The sequence below is a fragment of the Halapricum desulfuricans genome (assembly GCF_017094525.1).
In the GTDB taxonomy this organism is placed as follows: Archaea; Halobacteriota; Halobacteria; order Halobacteriales; family Haloarculaceae; genus Halapricum; species Halapricum desulfuricans.
In genome coordinates, this window is record NZ_CP064788.1 from 322,570 (window position 1) to 341,049 (window position 18,480).

Below are 18,480 nucleotides of genomic sequence, written 5' to 3' on the forward strand. Positions count from 1 at the left end.
TAACTCCGGAGTGTGTCTATGACATCATGTGTGGGACACAGCGACGTATTCGTGGAGGTGATCGTCCGCTCGAACGGATGTGCGACGACACGGGCCGTCGCACTGCGTCCGAACAGTGTGGTCGCCACTGCCAGCCAGAGATCGGGCCGTTGATCGACATCCCGGGACAGGCAAGGTGACCATGGGGATCGTTACCGAGATCACGGTCCCCGGCGATGCGTTCGAACTCGGGGCGTCGCTCGCGCCGCTCGAGGACGTGCACGTGACGTTCGAGCGAGTGGTACCGACCGGCGGCCAGCTGTTTCCGTACATGTGGGTCTCGACGGACGATCACACGCTGTTCTGTCAGCTCCTCCAGCGGAACCCGGCGGTCGAGGATCTGGAGATGGTTCACCGGGAGGAGGAGCGGGCGCTGTACGACGTCTCCTGGTGTGACGACACGGACGGGTTCCTGTCCTGTCTCCGGACCACCGACCTGGTCGTGCTCCGGGCTGGCGGCACAGCCGGTTCCTGGGAGTTCGAACTCCGGTTCGCCGACCAGGAAACTATCTCCGCCTTCCAGAAGAAGTGTGCCGACTGCGCGATCTCGATCTCCGTCGACAGAGTCACCACCAAGAGCGTCTCGGACCCGCTGGAGGAGAAGCTCACGAAATCCCAGCGCCGGACCGTCCAGCTCGCCCTCGAAAAGGGGTATTTCGACGTGCCGCGAAAGACGACGCTCGTGGAACTGGCGGCGGAACTGGACGTGTCCGATCAGGCAGTCTCGGCCCGGATCCGTCGAGCCACCAAAAAGCTCTCACAGCAACTGCTCTTGCCCTACCAGTCCGAGGAACACAAGCAGGCACCACCGAAACAGCGATAGTTTCCACCATCGACCGGGCACCGAATCGCTTGTCGCTGTTCTGTCGTGTGTATCGTTGGGTGTGGATATCCAATGCCAATGTACAACTCGATTCCGACCGAAGGTGTTGTCAGGTCGGCGATGGCTGTGCCGGGATCAGTCACCCGCTGATCGTGATCGGTTGCCGATCACTGTGATAGATCCCCCCGATCGATCGCCCCCACCTCAGACGGGTATATTCGTGCCCAATCCTGGCGCGGACCCACGACCGGCCTGATCGGTTGCGTTCCAACCGGAAGGAACCGTCGACGTAGCTCCCACACCCATCCCCACCCACCACACCCGACGTTCCTTCCGTTTCGTGCCGACCGGGACACCACTCGCGAGATCTGTCGCCCGCCCGGAGACACATCTCCATCACAGTGGTCGCTGTCAGTGTTTTGGGTCGCGGTCCTGCAGCAGGCCCTGCGCCATGAGCCGCCGTGAGATCACCACGAGCCCGTTCCCGAATCCCTCACCGAAGATAGCCCGCTCCTCCTTGCTTTCGGGCATGATCGAACTCACGAGAAGCGTCGACCGGTCGACCATGAGCAGCCGGCCGATCGCGGTCTCACCCTGGGTATCGTTCGCCCCCTGCAGCCACTCCAGCCCTGAGACGAACGTCGTCGCGTTCGGTATGGCGTCCCGGATCTGCTCCTGGAGCGGCTCGCTCAACGCGCCGACGATCAACTCGATGTCGTCCTCAACCGCGTTGAGCGTGTCGACGAGTGCCGGGGTCAGCAGCGACTGGTCGCCGAGTACCAGCACGACCTCGTCGTTCGCATCGGTTATGAGTCCGTTCGTCCGGTTCTCGATGGCCTCCTGACCGACCATCGACCACACCTGCTGGACGGGCGATTCGTCGTCCTGCTCGACCACTTCGACCGTCTCGAGGGCGCTCTGCAACCGCTCGACGCGGGCCTCGTACTGATCACGGAGCGTCTCGGTGGCCTCCGCGATCGAGACCGCCCGAAACCGCTGTGGGCTCGAGTGGTGGATCTCGACCAGCCCCTGTGCCTCTAGCACCCGGATCGCGTCGTAGACCCGCGTGCGCGGCACCTCCGTCATCTCGCTGAGTTGTTTGGCTGTGCCCGTCTCCAGGCGCGACAGTCCGACGAAACACCTCGCCTCGTACTCCTTCAAGCCGAGTTGTTGGAGGAGTTCGATCGCTTCCTCCAGGTTTTCTTCCGTGCTCATTGTGTCCCAACCTCCCGGGAAAACTCCCGGGCCTTGTACACCGGTACGCGTCCACAACAGATATGTATTGTCACTCCGTCCGTGACTGAACGGACAGATTGAGATTGTTTATCGGCTCGTATCACTTTTTTCGCCCGCAATTCGACGGAATCACAGATTTGTGAGGATTTGAGTAACACCACTCAGTCCGGACTGGGGTCGGTCGCCTCCGAACTGTATCCGAACAATCACGTAACTCAGTTAATCACAAAAGAGATATACGGTACGATTCCGTATCGTTCAACTGGCACGCAGACCAGTGCTGTGTCCCAACCACCTTGCTGCTGCGTGTCACCCAGCCGGCCCACCCGGCTGGGTACATACTACTCCCGAGTGATGACGCCCGATCCAACAGCGGACCCACAGACGGTCGCCACCGAGCAACTCGAGCAGTTCGGGTTGAGCGCGTACGCAGCGCAGACGTTCGTCGCGCTCGCGAGTCTCGGTACGGGAACGGCAAGGGACGTGAGCCGAGTGTCGGACGTCCCGCGTACGCGCGTCTACGACGCGATCGATGAACTACACAGCCGGGGCCTCGTCGACGTCCGGCAGTCCTCGCCCAAGGAATTCTGGGTCATCTCGGCGGAAACTGCGACGCGAACCTTCGAGCGGGAACTACAGCATCGTACGGATCTGCTCCGGACGGCACTGAGCGAACTCGAACCCGAAACGCGACAGGACGAACAGCGAGGCGTCTGGACAGTCGAGGGCCAGCGAGCGGTCACCCAGCGGGTCGTGGAGTTTCTCGCCGGTGCCGAAGACGAGATCGTCTACATGACCGTTGCGGACCTCCTGACTGCTGACCTGCTCGAAGGATTGCAGGACGCGAGCGCGCGCGGCGTCACGGTCAACCTCGCCGGCGTCTCGAATCCAGTCCGGGATCGCATCCGGGAGGAGGTCCCGGACGTCGAGACCTTCGAGTCCCTGTGGGACTGGTCGGATACGCCCGCCGGCCGACTGCTGATGATCGACAGAGAGCAGACGCTCGTGAGTGTCCTGGTCAACGGCGACGACGCGGTCCCGTCCGACCCACGGTCGGAAACCGCGATCTGGGGCACGGGCGAGACGAACAGCCTCGTCGTCGTCCTAAAAGCGATATTCACCTGGCAACTCGATAGAGCTGACGACGACGGAACTGACTCGTCGGCGTGATTATCTGTTTCCGGCCTTGACAGGCGGAACGATCGTCTGCACCGGCAGTGAATCCATGACCTGCTCGAGTCCGTCATGGGCGTGATACTGCACGGCCCCGCTGTCGCGGTCGTACTCGACGATCCCGTAGGACTGGAGTTTCGGCAGGTGCGTGTGATGGAGTTCGGCGTGGATCTTCTCACGGGAGTTATCAGGGCTATCGGCGAGTAGCCGTACCGTGAGATCTTCGACTGTCGTCTCCCCTGCCGCCTGCAGACACCGGATCACCCGACGCCGTCGACCGTCAGCGAGCAACTGGAGACACTCGTCCATGATCGGTTCTCTCATGGGCGAACGTTCGACCTCCACACACATCACTGTGTCATATTTTCACAAACAAAGTGGTTTTGATGATATGAGTAACAGTAGTCGATGTGAACGTACACGAACGCCTGCAGTCCGGATCGGGTGCGACGGGCGGCCAATGGCAATTCTTTTGGGATAACTTATTTGTTGTACCGACGCTAAGTCTTCGTATCGTGTCTGAAGATATAGAAAAGCATGCTTCAGGGGGAGATGCTAGGCCCGAGGGGAATTTCCACGAGGCCCTGCAAGAACTGTTGATTTCGGCACACGAAAACGGTATCGATGTTACTGGTGGGTGGCAGATCGTTCCCGAGGGCGACACGGCGCTGGCGTGGGACGTCGAAATCACCCAGCTTGCCCGAGAGACCACACACCAGTCGCCGACGACGGATAGGTTTCCGATCGATTCGATTCTGACGGCTGTGGCGTCTCACGAGGGTGTCGAAAAGACTGAGCTCCCGCCGTTGCAGGATTCGATCGACGTCGAGTCGCTGGAGACGATGTTCGACGACCTGGCCGATGGACAGCCCGGCGAAGTGACGTTTTATTATTCCGGACACAGGGTCACCGTCTACGGGGACGGACGGATCACGGTAGAAGGATAGATCACACCAGCCGGAGATAGTTCACGATCAGTTCGGTCGTCGTTGCGCACGACGAAGTCGTGGAATTCCGCGCTGCCGTGGCGGCGTGATTTCGGTTCAACTGGACGGTGTCAGGTCAGTGTCGACCTGAGCGACCCGAGGTCGATCACGTCGGTCAGGGCCACCAACACCAGCCAGACCGCGCCACCGATACAGACTACACCGAACAGCAACGGGATCGTCGTCGCAAAGCTGACCAGTGGATACACCACGGTCGACATTCCGGCCGTGATGGCAGCGATGACGAGCGTCGACCGGGCGAGTTTACCCTTGTCGAGGGGCAGCTCGCCGGAGATGATGTACAGTTCCGTGCCGACATAGATGCTGTCGGTGATCACGGTGGCCACGGCCGCGCCGACGACCCCGAACATCGGAATGAAGATCAGGTTGAGCACGAAGTTCGCCATCGCGAGGGTTCCCTTGGCGATCGCGCGCTCCCGGGCGCGTCCGAGGTAGTCAAGCGCGTCGCTCGTGATCGAGTTCAGCGCCCGGACCACCACGAACAGGCTGAATATCTGGAGGACCGGTACGGCACCCGCGTAGTCAGATCCGAAGATCAGATTGATAGTCGGGTCGGCAACGAGGACCACGCCCGCAGCGGCCGGCGCGTACAGCGCCACGATATAGGTGAACGACCGCTCGTAGAGGGAGGCTGCGCGGTTCAGTTCGTCCTTTGCCTTTTGCTCGCCGAAGGTCGGCGAGATTCCGAACCCCAGCGAGTGTGCGGGCGCGATCAGGAATTCGGTGAGCTGTTTGCCCAGCGTGTAGAACGCGATGGCCGTCGAACCACGGAACATGCCAAGCAGGATAGTGTCGATACGGCTGTTGAGTACGCCCGCACCCATCGTGAACGTGAGCGGGACGCTGTAGCGAAGCACGCGTTTGGAGATCGCTGAGGTGACCGTCCCCCTGATGGAGTCCGCTTCGTAGAAGTAGACGTAGATGATCGCCGTCGCGACGACTGCCGCGACCCCCGAACTGATTACGTATCCTACCATCGCGCCCTCCAGGCCGAATCCGAGGATCAGCAGCCCCGGAACAGCGATGATCAGCAGGAGGTTCGAGAGGATTGTTGTCGCGGCGTTGAGATCCATCCGATTGAACCCCTGAAAGAACATTGCGGCCACGCCGCCGAGGGCCTTCAGAGCGATATACGCGACGCCGATCAACAGCAGCGGGCCGATCGCCGGGTCACCGACAAACGCGGCGATCCGCCTGTGAATGACCGCGAGAACGGTACAGACGACGGTAGTTGCGACCACGGTGTAGAAATACGTACTCCGGATAATGTCGGGCACCAGCTCGGGCTCTTTCTTGCGGTACTCCGCCGCGTACTTGGCACCGGATTTGTTTAGGCCGAGACTGGCGAACATCAACACGAATCCAAGTACTGCGAGGGTGAGAAACAGCTGGCCGTACTCGTTGGGGGTGAGCAAGTAGCGGGTCAGAATGAGGATCAACCCACCCTTGGCGACCATCCGGAAGACCTGTGAAATAAAGACGAACGACACGCCCCGACCGACTTTTCCCATTAGTTGTAGCCGGGTGATCCCCGCTCATTGTTATGCCGAGACTACGGTACTGTGGTGTGTTCTGGCACCGTTTACATCACCCACAACCTCGAGCAATACTGTCACAGCTCGGGACAGTCCATCAGGATTGATAGTCACTGTTTTATAGGCTGAGCAGGCCGAGTGCCTCGGGGTCGTACGGAAATCGGTAGATTTCCGTGATGAGCGTTGGACAAAGTCCAACGAACCTGCGAGCGGGCTGAACCCGCGAGCAGATGACGAGAGACGAAGTCTCTCGAACCACTTGACCCCGAGGCGGTTCACGCACGACGGGTCACGCTCGATATCCATTACTATCCGAATCCCACCGATTAGGCAGGACAATACTATGCCCTGAAGAACTGATAACTATAGACGATGGCAACTCGTTTGTGGCAGTTATTAGGGGACGCAGGCGCAGTCTATCGCCGCGGTGGACATACAGCGCTGACACGCGGCGCATTCAGATACGGTCGACAGCGCCTGCCGGTCGAACTGTGGCCGGAGCTGTTGCTAGATCCGATCGGAGCGGCCGACAGACGGATCCCGGTCCAGGAGACGCCTGATATCCAGTTGGCTTACGAGGGAAACTATCGGGAATCGCTTCCACGACCGCTGAAAGCGGCCGAGGGTCGGACACTCGGCGCTGAAGGGGCTGTCTACCGCTACGATGACGCCGATGTCGTGGGCCGACGGCCGATTGTCGGCGTCGACGGGCGGTACTTCCCCCCGTCGTGGCTCGGCGTCGAGACTGCGTTTTTCCTCCATCAGGAGAAGTACCTGAAGCGCAATCTGCCGCTCACGTGGTCGCTTCGGACACTCCTGGGATCGGGGCCGGATCGCGCGATCGATACCGGATTCTTGCTCTTGGGCGAGCGCAGCCTCGAGTTCCCGGCCTGGCACCACGAAGTCCTGCCGAAACTCCAGTTTCTGGAAGCGTACGAGGAGCAGACGGGCGAATCCCCGACGCTTATCGTGAACGCCGATCTCGGCCAGTTTCACGAACAGTCACTCCGGTTGATGGGGTATGACCCCGACTCGTGGGTCGACCCCGGAGACGGTGCGATTCGCGTGCGGAAGTTGCTCGTCGCTCCACACCCACGCCGCGCGCGGGGCACGCACCTTCACACGACGGCGCTGGACTGGGTCGGTGAACGCATTCGATCGAACCTCCCCGACAGGAGCGACGACTTCTCCAAGCGGGTGTACGTCTCCCGGCGGGACGCAGAGAGGCGACGCGTCCGGAACGAAACGGAGGTCGTAGACGCGCTCCGTGACCGGGGGTTCGAGTGGTACGAACCCGGCCGCCTCGACTACGAGGAGGAGATTGCCCTCTTTTCGGGTGCCGATCTCATCGTCGGCGCGCACGGGATGGGGCTCGCAAGCATGTTCCACGCGAGCGACGCGGCGCTCGTCGAACTGTTCCCTCGTGGCGGGGCGACGGAACATTACTTTCTCACGGCCGCTGAACGCGGCTTCGCCTACGAGTTTCTCTCCTGTGATTCGATCGAAGAGGGGGGGAACGTGCGCGCCAGAGATCGAGACTTTGTCGTCGACACCGACGAACTACTGTCTCGTATCAAACGCGTCGAATCCGCAGTGGAGACTCACTCCGACGGTGAGACCGACGTCCAGAGCGAGACGGTCCGATAGGCGGTGTCAGCGTTCACGTTCTGCGGTGGCTCACCCTGATAGAGATAGTATCGGAGGCGGAGATTCTCTCCAACCAGCGTCGGTTCGACCGTGTGTGTCGCTGTCCAGGTCTCGCCGGTCGGGACCGTCGATCGCTCCCGAAAGACCTGTTCGGACTCCGTGACAGTCACCGAATCGTCCGAGACATCGATCCGCTGGAGGACAGCTACGGCAGTGTAGTCCGTTTCGCTGCCCTCGTGGTTCTCGACCCGCACCGCGAGTTCAGCATCGGTTCCCTGCCGGATCTCCTCTGGATAGCCCGAGGCGAGGAGTTCGCCGTCGCCGTTCTCGCTCAGCACCGCAAAGCTCGTGTACGCTTCACCGTTGTCCGGTGAAAGGACCACGAACCCCATCGTCGCGACGGCACTGACGACGCTGAGGACGAAGAGGACGGTAAGCACCCGGTCGGTGACTCTCGCTCCCTCGAAGGCTTCTCTCACTGAGGCTATCCACGCACCGAACGACAGGTGGAGCCGTTCGTCCCGGGGAACGAGGTTTCGCCGGACGAACGCTGTCACGACGCCGAACAGGACGACAGCGTTCAGTCCCGTCACCACGGCACTCTGTGAGAGTGAGCCGCTGATCGGCGCGACGACGAGTGCCAGCACCGGGAGCAACGCGAGACTCAGCCCGAACGAGAGGAGGAACCGCTCGGTCCAGGAGGGTGCGCCCCCCTGAGCGAGTCGACGCAGCCCAAACTGCGTTCGGCCTGATAGTACCGGGTCGTCCTGATCCGACTCGGTAGACTGCCTGGGAAAGATGATCGCCAGCAGGAGGTAGCCCGGAACGAACAGGGCGATAACGATACCGACGACAGCGCGCGCGAGCGGGAACACCGTCGATAGACGAAAGGTCAGTCCGTCGAATAGCGCGACCAAAACCACGACCCCGACGAGGTCGACAGGTATTGTAATGTGGATGCGCCGAATCTCTTGCAGTGCGTTTCTCATAATTTCCATGGTTGCTATGGGGTGAGCACATACCGTGCTAACACAGCATCATTCCGCCCGACCGCCCGTTGGCAGTTCTGTACAAGCTGCTTTACCGGAGAACCAAATGGTAATGGTGTGATTTCCGGTCGTCTCTCGACAGTTTCGTACTGTTTAACGGTGCCACGCATACCAGATATCAGCGAGTCGTTCTTTGATTTCGCCCGTCGCCACTGTCCGGGTCGCGACTGACTCACCAGCTCGGACTCGGTTGCGCTCGCTCCCCTCCACGACGAGTCGGCGGCCCCGTCGTAACCCCCCTCGGCATATGTTTTCAGCGGCTGTCCGAACACCGGGCCGCTGAATCTGGGGGACCGAAAGATTCCCGACCCCCCATACGGCCGGTTGTGACGATTTACCGATACGATCACACGAACGAGAGGCGTCGACCAGGGACAGACTTACAACCAAACCGTCTCATCGGACGTAATACAGTTCAGTGTCCCCGTTGGAGAAGACGCGATTCACACCGATCTGACGGTCGATACTCTCGAAGTCCGAGCGCGAGAAGCGGTGCTCACGGTAGGCCGTCAGCTCCCGCTCGTAGGTGTTCTGGGAAATGATCAGGTGCCAGTCTCCGGCCTCGGCTTTCTCCCGCAGCCGGTTCATTTGGGAGCTGTTGACGGTTCCGTCGCGCTGGCCGTTGTTCTCCAGGGAGACGATGGCGTCGTAGTACCGCTGGGGTTCCTGCATGACGCCGTTGAGAATCGCGTCCTCCCCGGTCATCTCGAAGGTCGTCTCGTACCCGTCCACACGCGCGTCGGTGACGTGCTGGTTGGCCCGGTGGATGTACGGTGAGTTGAACAGCACGAGCGAGGACAGCAGGAACAGCACGACGAACACTGTGGCCACGGACGGGCCGACTGCGACACGAAACTTGGTCTCGGAGAGCGCCATGATCCCGTAGGTGATGGCAATCGCACCGAGGGCCACGACGACGAACATCATGAATCCGGCCTGCCGGAAGTAGTACTGCCCGACATTGCCAAACATGTATACGCCGAACACTGGGACCATCACCAGCAGAGACGTTGCGAGATAGACGATCATCCTGTCGGTATCGACGCTCCCGTCGGTACTTCTGGTGAGGACGGTGAGGACCAGAGATCCCGCCGCGATGATAAAGAGCGTACTCACCCCGAACAGCTTGAGAAAGACCACGACCGGACTTGATCCGATAGCGGAGAGTGAGGCGGTCTGTGAGCCGATCGCCGATCCGGCCCCGGCAGAGGAGCTTCCTGTGACGTACGCGGCCAGTGAGTCTGCGGTCCCGGTGAGGACTGGGACTATACCCGGTGCCTGTCCGATCCAGGCAACGAAGAGTACGGCTGAGACGGCGAGGACGGGAATCAGCGACCGGTGTGTCCACGGCGACCGGTCGTTGCTGGACAGCAACTGCACGAAGACGATGGCAGCGAGTATCAGCAGGACGTTAAACGCCTGCATCGGATGATACAGGATTGTAGCCCCGACCGTGAGCACGACGATGCCGGTCAGGGCAGTCAGGCTCCCGAGCGTCCGTTCGGCACCGGGCGATCGAAGATATCCGACCACCAGGTACAGCACGATCGGAGCGAACAGGATCGCCTGACTACTGGGGTGGGCGTGGATGGTGACGGCCAGCTGGTGCAGCGGAACCAGCAGGAAAGCGCTGAACGCACCGACGGTGATGGCGGTCTCTCCACCGACGATGCCCCGGACAACGAGGGGTGTGAAGATGTAGAAGACGAGCGCGGTACCGAGCGGGACGAGCATCAGCGATTCCCACACCGAAAGCCCGGTGAAGCCCGCGATGAACGCGGCGACCGAGTGGATGCCGGGATACACGGACTCGTAGGGCGTCATTGTCCCAGCTGTCAATTCTCTGATCACGCCCACGTGCGTCATCGAGTCGTGAATCCCGTGGAACAAATACCCTCGAACGACCGGCAGCGAGATGACCGCGAAACTCGACGCCCCGCCCAGGACGATTCCGAAGCGCCGATAGAGGTGGTTCGTCGTCAAGAATGCGATCAATGCCCCCATCAGGAACGCGACCCCGATTCCGATCCACACCCACAGCGGCGTGGACGCGTAGATCGAGAGTTCGTAGCCAGTCGCGGGATTCGCGTGTGCGACGAGAAGTGCGACAGTGAGACTGCTGAAACCGATAAGACCGAGTAATTGTGCCGACCGATCGGTGATATGTGCTAGTCGCTTCATTGTGTATCGCTCGGATAACGAGTCGGGTAGTTATGGCCATAATACCACGTTTCGTTCCTCTGGTGCAGACAGTATATATTTCATAATGTGTCGTTATAGAGTCCCTACGACCCGAAAACTGGCAATATAGTGTGTACGAATACAAACCTTTTTGCAATCCTGGGACCTGCCAACCACTATGAAGTTCTCTCGCCGGCGATACTTAGTTGCGGCCAGTCTGGCAATGGCTGGGTGTTCTGGGTGTGGCAGCCCGCGGACGGACGACGAGCCGTTCGATCCCAATCACACCGTCGCGGAAGGCGGGTCCGGGGACTACGAAACCCTGGTCGAGGCCTACGAGGTTGCGGATACGGGCGACGTGATCGGTGTCGGTGATGGCCACTACTCGCTGGCGCCAGTGGTGCAGACGGTCGGGGAGTCCCCGGTCGGTGCGTTCGACACTTTCGAGAAAACAGGCCTGACGATAGTCGGGCGGTCGACTGACCGAACGTCGCTGTCCTTTGGGTCCGAGCAAAACATCCTGGCGATGCCGTCCTGGCAGCTCTGGCGGCTTTCGATCGATTCGGCCGATACCGTCGTCGGTCCACGCGCGAACACGTTCCGCGCGTGCCGGATCGCTTCGCCGATCATGGACCCACCGGGATACGGCGGACCCTCTCACCGATTCGGCGAGAACGAGAGGCTTACCACGACGGGCATGCCACGGAGGACCTCGGCCGAGCAGACCTATCACGGACTCACGTTCGATAGAGTCCTGAACGGCGTCGAGGATCTCGGATTTGACCCGACGGGCCAGGAACCGATCGACGCCCTCTTCGAGAACGCCTACGAGTCCGGTACGCTCATCGAACTCCCGCCCGGCGAGTACCGGATCGAGTCGGAACACGTCGGCAGCACGGTCTCGCGGTTCGGATTGCGAGGGCTGGGTACCAGCAGACGCGACGTCCAGATCGTCCCGACATCGGGGATGGCTCTCAAGTGGCTGAAAGCAGTCGGTGCTGGACCACACCTGCTGGAGAACCTCTCCTTTCAGGAGCGCAGCGACGACAAGACACAGGTCTCGCTGTGGCTTACGACCAGTGACGGTTCCGTCATCAAAAACGTGGAGTGGCTCGGGCGGACGCCACCCGACAAAAATATCGGTTACTCGCTGGCAGCAGAGGTGACTGAAGTAGATGGCGTGTTCGTCATCGACGGTATCTACGCCGGCCTCGACGAGCCAGCCACGGTAGTCGACTACCCGAACGGGGTCGCCTTCGTCCGGAGCGGACCGACCCACGAGGGGGAAGTGATCCTCCGGAATCCAGTCATCCACGGACGCAACTCCAACGCAACACGCTCTACGGCACCGACGGGTGTCATGACCATCCAGGGTGGGGAGTTCGTCAACAACCAGAACACCAACATCCGATTCGGTGCTGGCGACCACCCCACGAAGGTCTCCAGCGCCACCGGCAGCTATGTCAAGGTCGACGGCTCTCGAAACAGCGCGGACGCAATCAGGCTTAACGGCGGAGAAAGGGTGTTCAGTGGCGCGGTCTTCCGGGACATCCACGTCGAGTGGACCAAAGACAGAGGACGCGCAGTGATCGCGCTCCCCGAGTTCAGCAGTCACGGCCGGACGGAGTTCTACGACTGCGTGATCCACAACGACGGCCAGAACACACCAACCGTCAAGGCCGCACCCACTTCAATCTCAGACGACGAAGTGGTGTTCGAGAACTGTGTTTTCACCGGACAGGGTGGTGGATTCATCACCAGAGACAGACCCGGATCGGTGATCCGTAACTCCTGTATCGATATGCCAAACGCGTCGATCAGCGGCTTCAAGACCGAGAACATTACGAACGGGGACTGCGCTCTCCCCAAGCAGCCGCCCTCCACGACAGCCACGATCACGGCGAACAAGCGAGAGGGCAGGAGCGTGACGTTTACCGCGATGGACTCGCAGGGCACCATCGACAGTTACAGGTGGGATCTCGACGGCGAAACCAGGACCGGCAGGACAATCACGTACACGTTCGACCACGCGGGTACCTACACCGTTACGCTCACCGTCGAAGATACTGATGGTGTGACGGATTCGACGACCTCCGAACTGATCGTCGACTATCCCGAGCTGGTACGGTAGTTACTATTTGCTTCCAGAGAATGGCCTCGCTCGTTGAAAGTGGGACCACCGTCTTGATACTGGTGGCTATACGTTCGTACAGATATCCGGCACACCGTCGTGCCGGATCATTTCGAAATAGTATAGCCACCAGTATGAGGTGACGCGGATCGCTGTGTCGTCTCGAAACAACTTGTGGTCGCACCCGCTGTGCGATCACGACGCCGTGACCGGGGTGGCGCGCGCCGGCGTGGCGTCGTCCACCGTCGCGTACAGCTCTGTGAGTCGGTCGGCAGCGGCCTCCCAAGAGTAGTCCGCGACGGCGACCGCCCGATTGGTCCGGCCCATCCGATCGACACGGTCCGGATCGGCCAGCAACTCCACGAGGGCTTCGGTGAGCGCGTCGGCGTCGCCGGGCTGGACCAAGAGTCCGTTGTCCTCGCCGACGACCTCCGGGATCGAACCGACCGGCGTGGAGACGATCGCCATGCCCGCCGCCATCGCTTCCAGGATCGCGATCGGGAGGCCTTCGGCCCGCGTCGGCAACGCGTAGATCGTTCCCGACGAGAGCAACGCCCGTTTCTTGGCCTCGTCGACGTAGCCGAGATAGGTCACGTGATCGTGCTCGGCGGCAAGCCGCTCTACGCGGTCGGCGAGTGGTCCGCTCCCCGCGATAGTGACCTGGAAGGGCGCCACGTCAGGGTCGTCGCTCGCGGCTTCGACGGCGGCCACGAACTCGGTGATGCCCTTGCGCTCGATGAGGTTCGAGAGGAAGACGACGTGGGGCATCTCCGGATATTCGGGGTCGTATTCCCCGGTCGGAACGGCGTTCGGGACGACGACGATACGGTCCTCGGGGACGACCGCTGCGAGCACCGACTGCCAGTACGACGAGAGGACCACGACCCGCGTGGTCGCGTTGAGAACGACCGACTGGAACCACGACACGACCCGCGAGTCCGGTTGCAGGAACGTATCGAACGAGGACCCGTGGACGTGGAGGACGACGGGACAGTTCCAGACGTACCGTCCGAAGAGGACGTAGAACGCGTTCCTGTAGAACGAGTGCTGGAACGACGAGTGGACGTGCATGACGTCGGGCCGTCGCTCCAGCGGGAACTGCACCATCCGCCAGATCGACAGGAGGGCACCGACGAGAAGGGCCCGTATCGTGGCGGCGCTGGCAGGTCCAGTCTCGTATACGGTCGTCGTGACGGTATCGAGATGTCGCTGTTGCTCGGCTATGTAGCGGGACACACCACCGGTCCGGCTCTGTTCCGGACCCACGATCAGGATTTCCTGTGACGACATTCGTGTGTGGGGTCTTGGATTCTGACCCCTTAGTCAAAGACTCCCTACTGCATTGATGTAAAACGAGAGTGCCATCTCGTTAACGCTTCTTGTCCGCTGGCGCGGACTGCGATGTTGTCTGAAGATCGCCCCCTCAAGCCCCGACAACGGTTGTCGTCTCGATGATATCAAGGTCTTCATTCAGCAGGATCCGATCACGCCACACGGCGTAGTTGAGCGCATACCAGGAAACTTCGTCAGTTCCCTCTCTGATGACGCCACGGTAGTGCTCTGGAACGAATTCGGGCATCGGATACTCGTCGAACGCATTCGACAGCGGACCGTCGTCGAGATACCGCTGCATCGGAAGGAGGCTATAACCTTTCCGTTTCTTGGTATCGTACGCCGGAAGACGCTCGTTGAGCAGTTCCTTGAGAAGGTATTTGTGCTGTACGACCCTCGTCGGCTGATCTCTCGACGGGACGGCGAACCGCGCATATCGATCGGCAGGTGAAATCGCGAGGGCGGTCTCGAATACCTTCCGTCCACTGAAGGGTGTCTGGATGGCCTTCCCGCTGTCGTGTGCGGCGTGGCGCCAAATAGTTAAAATATTGTCATGGAAATACTCGATCGCGTGACCGAGGTGCATGTGGGCTGCATAGCCTTTCCGGTCGTCGGCGTCCACCCGTCGCTCGGTGTATCGAAGCCGGCGATTTTTTCGCTCCTCAACGGCAGTCTGGCCGAACATATCGGCGACGAGGTTTTGATCCGAATGGATCCGAAAGTTCATCGCACAGCCGGTCGGGTCACTCGCCGGACGCCTGAGTTGCTCACTAGTCTTTTTGAGCGCCTCTAGCTGCCAAGTCAGATTCGGAACGAGACGAGCGGCTCGCCCCGCGTACCGCGCCAGATACGCCAGCGCGGCTGTCCCCGTACCAAAGAGGCCATCGGCGAGCCCGCCATTGAGGTAGATTTGATGGGGGGACCGAGAAACGGCGAGGTGCATCAGCGTCGCCTGCGGGAGGAGGAGCGGTTGTCCCGTTGCGTCGATTGTGGTTTCGACGTGATCCAGAAAGTTCTCTTCGTCGGACAGTACTACTTCGTGCGCCGAGCCGAGGAGATCGCTCGCCCGCCGAGCGTATTCGATCTCGAACTCGAACTCCGGGGAGTCGAACGCAGCGCTGACTGTGGCGTCGTTGTCGAGATACGTGTGGATGAGCGTCGAATCCACGCCGCCGGAAAGCATCGTCGCTACCGACCCGTTGAATTTCGCGTCTCCGATAACGTCCGTAAAATGCCGATCGAGACGATGTTTGGCTTCAGCTCCATTGATCGTCTCGTCGACCGAGATGGTCTCGACCAGTTCCGTCTCGGGCACGTCCGTCGTCGTCCACTCGAGCACTTCGCCATGACCCAGCCGACCGACTTCTTCGACGTACGTATCCGTGGGGCGGGTCCCGAACAACAGCTGATCGATCGGGACCGACGATGGGACGGTTCGGTGCGATACCGGGAGTTGTGAGAGAACGTTTTTGAAGTGATCTCCGACCACGATCGCGCGATCCTGAGGACGTCGACAGTAGTAGACGTTGAACGAGGACGCAATACCCCGGTAAGCTTTGACCTTTCGTGCCCCGGTCGAATCGAAACAAATCAGACTGTACTCTCCGGGGAGCGATTGCGCCCGATCCACAACATCGACAAAAGACGTCCGGTCGTCTATGGAATCGACGATTCGTCCGGGCCGTGTCCCTAAGATCGTCCAGTGAGTGGACTCTGTTTCGAGGTGAACTGCGGTCGGGTTGGCGATGAGCACCGTGATGGTCGACCCCGACTGGGCTACCCCTTTGCGGCTGAGAACCATCACCGGAACCTACCCTAGGGATGTACTTAATAATAAACCAGCTATACGTGCGATATCTGCGAGCGGTTTGAACGTTCACGCTTCCGCCGAGGCTTCATACAGTGAAAAAGCACGATCAGTCGGCCAGTTCGTATTGATTCCGCATCGGTCGAGCGAAGAGTGCAAGATGCACTCTCTGAGGGGCCGTAGAAAGATCATTTCCAGACGCCATACATAGACCAATACTGCTACTGCCTGATTCCAGAGGGCAAAATTCTGTTCAACCCCCTTTCACCTAATTCGAGGCGGAGACCCCACCCTCAATGAGTCGTTCGAGAAGCGAAGATTCTCGTAATCCCGAAAATCGAAGATTTCTGGTGGGCGAACGAGACGCTCTGCGTCTCGTCAACGTCGGCAAAACGCGGACGACGGAGGCGCACCCGTAGACGTGCGCTTGAATAGCGAGGGATCGGAGATCCCTCGGACCATGCGAACGGCGAAGCCGTGAGCAGATCGCGGGATGTTGAACGTGAGTGGGGAGTACGTCCCCCCTGCCTCTGCTGAGGCATAGAACGGGAGTCCACGCGAAAGCCCTCCCCTCAACGAGCGAGCGGGGCGATTGCCCCCGAGCGAAGTAGGGGAGGGTAGTTTACTCGTGCCTTCACTCTATATTCATCACGACAGCCGGAACCCATCACTGATTAAGGGTTTCAACAAGGCCAGAGCTCCCGATTTTCGCGATTACGAGAGGGCGTCACTCGAACGACGCCTTGAGAGAGGGGGGACTTAGCGCCTGCAACCAACTAACAGTTGTCGATCAGATTGACGAGCAAACTCTCCTGGGAAACGATAAAACTCTGGTCCCGAATGGACTCCTCGTCCGGGGGGAGGAGCAGGATCTGTCCTGATCCGTTGTTGGTTTCGATAACGTCCATGTCCCCGAGTTCGTACCCGAGATCGTCCTCCAGATCGGGATCGGGTGGCACGGATTCCCAGTCGACCGGCTCAGAGCGTTGCTCGTCGCCATCGATATCACTTGTCATCGGTCAGCCTCTGTCCGTCCGAACGGATCTGCGGCCGGCTCAAGTTTGCCCGCTGGGCCGAAACCGGCACTCGATCCCCGTGTTTGGTTCACACTACTCTCGGTAAGTGGTTCCTTCCTCGCCGACAAGGCGTCGGTAGGACATGGGTTCTCTCTGTCGCTATGAGCCATACATTGGTATGACGGTATTACCGTATTAGGTGTTCTTGCCACTTGTCCACGAATACATCCGGAGTGGTTGCCGCTCTGTCCACGCCCAGTTGCCTGTCTCGGTGCGCTTCGCTGATGACGCCTGGTTTCCAGATACTTACCACATCTCTGTGATTGGCTCGTTTTAATTCAAAAGTGGGATGATGGGATTTATATGGTGTTCGCAATTACTGGCGGTCGTGCAATCTAACACTCGTGGCGAGTCGTGGACGGTTCTCACTCACTGGAACCGGCAGGAAGACATCGCACTCGCGCTGGACCGTGCGCTCGACGAACTCGACGGTGTCGAGGACGACGTCGTTATCTTCGACTATATCGACCCCGAGGCGATCAACGCACTCTTCGGAGGGCCTGCATCCGATCGCGGGGCGAACGAGCTCCACTTTACCTGCCAGCAGCACGAGATCCGGATCAGTGACGACGGGACCATCGGAGCCAGATCTGACTCGGAGTACCGCGTCTCGTGATACGGACTGCTGTTCGGCGGTACCGTTGGGATCGCCCGGAGTCGATCCGGAATTGACGGATAACAGTCTGTGGGACAGCTGTCCGTTCGATCGCACGAGGATCACTCCGTCGACGGACGAAGCCGTCGTCTGAACCACGACAGCCCGGGTCGTCTGTCGAGGTGCCAGAGCAGGGTGGCACCACCCAGTAGCGTCGCCTCGAAGAGGAGATACAGGCGCCCCTGTGGCGTTCCCAGGAACTCGACGAACGCATCGAAGAACACCCCTGCCTGGGACAGGAGTCCAATGCCAGCCTCGGACGAGGCCGGGATCAGCGGCCACAGGAGGAACCCGGTCGCGAGTTCACCGCCGGTCAAAAGCGAGTACGAGGCGTCACCCAGCAGGTGTGTGCCGTAGGCGAGTGCGAACACGATACCCAGGGCCGTTCTCCCGTCGGCGCGAGCCAGCAGGATCACAAGTGCTGACAGCGGGACCGCAAACAGCAGGGAGTGGCCGAGCGAGAGTCCGCTGGGAAGCACCCCAAACGTCCAGGCCAGCGGCTTGTCGATCAGGTCTGGCAGCTGGGAGGCGATCACGATCGCACCGGCCGCTGCAGTGGTCGGACCACGACCGGCCGCGACTCTGTGGACGGCCGATCCGAACAGGTACGCCAGCGCGAGATGTTCCCAGGGCCACATCAGGCGCACCTGCCCGGCGACAGCGGGACCGAACGCCGTTTCGGGTGGCCCGCACACCGATACTGACAGACGAAGTAGTTCATCCTGCAAATGTCTGTCTCCGGCTGCCATGGTTGTTATGCGGGTCGTACACCCGACTGTCTCGTTCCCG

15 protein-coding genes are annotated in these 18,480 nt (G+C 60.4%); 6 read left to right on the forward strand and 9 right to left on the reverse strand.

The features are described from left to right. Positions 1-181 precede the first annotated feature (181 nt). Complete coding sequence (locus HSR122_RS01605) at positions 182-862, forward strand: helix-turn-helix domain-containing protein (RefSeq protein WP_229110947.1); 681 nt, start codon at positions 182-184, stop codon at positions 860-862. Between the two features lie 411 nt (positions 863-1,273). Here HSR122_RS01605 and HSR122_RS01610 read toward each other — a convergent pair whose 3' ends face one another. Then, on the reverse strand, positions 1,274-2,077 hold the full coding sequence (locus HSR122_RS01610; RefSeq protein ID WP_229110948.1) for a TrmB family transcriptional regulator: 804 nt from the start codon (positions 2,075-2,077) through the stop codon (positions 1,274-1,276). Between the two features lie 375 nt (positions 2,078-2,452). Here HSR122_RS01610 and HSR122_RS01615 point away from each other — a divergent pair, with 375 nt between their 5' ends. Then, on the forward strand, positions 2,453-3,268 hold the full coding sequence (locus HSR122_RS01615) for a TrmB family transcriptional regulator (protein WP_229110949.1): 816 nt from the start codon (positions 2,453-2,455) through the stop codon (positions 3,266-3,268). Here the strand turns inward: HSR122_RS01615 and HSR122_RS01620 are convergent, their stop codons facing one another. Continuing rightward, positions 3,269-3,595: a DUF7344 domain-containing protein gene (locus HSR122_RS01620; RefSeq protein ID WP_229110950.1), complete on the reverse strand. Its 327-nt coding sequence runs from the start codon at positions 3,593-3,595 to the stop codon at positions 3,269-3,271. A 191-nt stretch (positions 3,596-3,786) separates the two neighbouring features. On the opposite strand from HSR122_RS01620, the gene HSR122_RS01625 reads away from it, so the two are divergent. Next, a complete protein-coding gene (locus tag HSR122_RS01625) occupies positions 3,787-4,218 on the forward strand; it encodes a HalOD1 output domain-containing protein (protein ID WP_229110951.1) in 432 nt (143 codons plus the stop codon). Between the two features lie 110 nt (positions 4,219-4,328). Here HSR122_RS01625 and HSR122_RS01630 read toward each other — a convergent pair whose 3' ends face one another. Then, complete coding sequence (locus tag HSR122_RS01630) at positions 4,329-5,789, reverse strand: oligosaccharide flippase family protein (protein ID WP_229110952.1); 1,461 nt, start codon at positions 5,787-5,789, stop codon at positions 4,329-4,331. A gap of 396 nt (positions 5,790-6,185) precedes the next feature. Between HSR122_RS01630 and HSR122_RS01635 the strand changes: the two genes are divergently transcribed. Further along, positions 6,186-7,460, forward strand: a complete 1,275-nt coding sequence (locus HSR122_RS01635) for a glycosyltransferase family 61 protein (RefSeq protein WP_229110953.1) — start codon at positions 6,186-6,188, stop codon at positions 7,458-7,460. On the opposite strand, the gene HSR122_RS01640 is transcribed toward HSR122_RS01635, so the two are convergent. Together HSR122_RS01640 and HSR122_RS01645 are read right to left on the reverse strand one after the other, a co-directional pair. Continuing rightward, on the reverse strand, positions 7,415-8,449 hold the full coding sequence (locus tag HSR122_RS01640; RefSeq protein WP_229110954.1) for a DUF1616 domain-containing protein: 1,035 nt from the start codon (positions 8,447-8,449) through the stop codon (positions 7,415-7,417). The genes HSR122_RS01635 and HSR122_RS01640 overlap by 46 nt on opposite strands. Before the next feature lie 456 nt (positions 8,450-8,905). Further along, positions 8,906-10,690, reverse strand: coding sequence for a hypothetical protein (locus HSR122_RS01645; RefSeq protein WP_229110955.1), 1,785 nt, complete (start codon positions 10,688-10,690; stop codon positions 8,906-8,908). 223 nt (positions 10,691-10,913) lie between these two features. Here HSR122_RS01645 and HSR122_RS01650 point away from each other — a divergent pair, with 223 nt between their 5' ends. Continuing rightward, positions 10,914-12,821: a PKD domain-containing protein gene (locus HSR122_RS01650; protein WP_229110956.1), complete on the forward strand. Its 1,908-nt coding sequence runs from the start codon at positions 10,914-10,916 to the stop codon at positions 12,819-12,821. Between the two features lie 195 nt (positions 12,822-13,016). On the opposite strand, the gene HSR122_RS01655 is transcribed toward HSR122_RS01650, so the two are convergent. The 3 genes from HSR122_RS01655 to HSR122_RS01665 form a co-directional block, all read right to left on the reverse strand. After that, positions 13,017-14,057: a glycosyltransferase family 4 protein gene (locus HSR122_RS01655; protein WP_229110957.1), complete on the reverse strand. Its 1,041-nt coding sequence runs from the start codon at positions 14,055-14,057 to the stop codon at positions 13,017-13,019. Positions 14,058-14,244: 187 nt separating this feature from the next. After that, on the reverse strand, positions 14,245-15,555 hold the full coding sequence (locus HSR122_RS01660; RefSeq protein WP_229110958.1) for an asparagine synthase-related protein: 1,311 nt from the start codon (positions 15,553-15,555) through the stop codon (positions 14,245-14,247). Positions 15,556-16,736: 1,181 nt separating this feature from the next. Next, a complete protein-coding gene (locus HSR122_RS01665; protein WP_229110959.1) occupies positions 16,737-16,976 on the reverse strand; it encodes a hypothetical protein in 240 nt (79 codons plus the stop codon). A 388-nt stretch (positions 16,977-17,364) separates the two neighbouring features. Between HSR122_RS01665 and HSR122_RS01670 the strand changes: the two genes are divergently transcribed. After that, the gene (locus HSR122_RS01670) at positions 17,365-17,652 is read left to right on the forward strand and encodes a HalOD1 output domain-containing protein (protein WP_229110960.1); all 288 of its coding nucleotides are present in this window, start codon (positions 17,365-17,367) and stop codon (positions 17,650-17,652) included. Positions 17,653-17,753: 101 nt separating this feature from the next. Here the strand turns inward: HSR122_RS01670 and HSR122_RS01675 are convergent, their stop codons facing one another. Continuing rightward, the gene (locus HSR122_RS01675) at positions 17,754-18,329 is read right to left on the reverse strand and encodes a metal-dependent hydrolase (RefSeq protein ID WP_229110961.1); all 576 of its coding nucleotides are present in this window, start codon (positions 18,327-18,329) and stop codon (positions 17,754-17,756) included. Between the last annotated feature and the right edge of the window lie 151 nt (positions 18,330-18,480).

Coding starts and splice junctions, on each gene's coding strand:
- HSR122_RS01620 (WP_229110950.1), bottom strand. CDS start 3,595: ATGAGAGAACCGATCATGGACGAGTGTCTCCAGTTGCTCGCTGACGGT.
- HSR122_RS01645 (WP_229110955.1), bottom strand. CDS start 10,690: ATGAAGCGACTAGCACATATCACCGATCGGTCGGCACAATTACTCGGT.
- HSR122_RS01650 (WP_229110956.1), top strand. CDS start 10,914: ATGGCTGGGTGTTCTGGGTGTGGCAGCCCGCGGACGGACGACGAGCCG.
- HSR122_RS01635 (WP_229110953.1), top strand. CDS start 6,186: ATGGCAACTCGTTTGTGGCAGTTATTAGGGGACGCAGGCGCAGTCTAT.
- HSR122_RS01630 (WP_229110952.1), bottom strand. CDS start 5,789: ATGGGAAAAGTCGGTCGGGGCGTGTCGTTCGTCTTTATTTCACAGGTC.
- HSR122_RS01640 (WP_229110954.1), bottom strand. CDS start 8,449: ATGAGAAACGCACTGCAAGAGATTCGGCGCATCCACATTACAATACCT.
- HSR122_RS01665 (WP_229110959.1), bottom strand. CDS start 16,976: ATGACAAGTGATATCGATGGCGACGAGCAACGCTCTGAGCCGGTCGAC.
- HSR122_RS01675 (WP_229110961.1), bottom strand. CDS start 18,329: ATGTGGCCCTGGGAACATCTCGCGCTGGCGTACCTGTTCGGATCGGCC.
- HSR122_RS01610 (WP_229110948.1), bottom strand. CDS start 2,077: ATGAGCACGGAAGAAAACCTGGAGGAAGCGATCGAACTCCTCCAACAA.
- HSR122_RS01605 (WP_229110947.1), top strand. CDS start 182: ATGGGGATCGTTACCGAGATCACGGTCCCCGGCGATGCGTTCGAACTC.
- HSR122_RS01615 (WP_229110949.1), top strand. CDS start 2,453: ATGACGCCCGATCCAACAGCGGACCCACAGACGGTCGCCACCGAGCAA.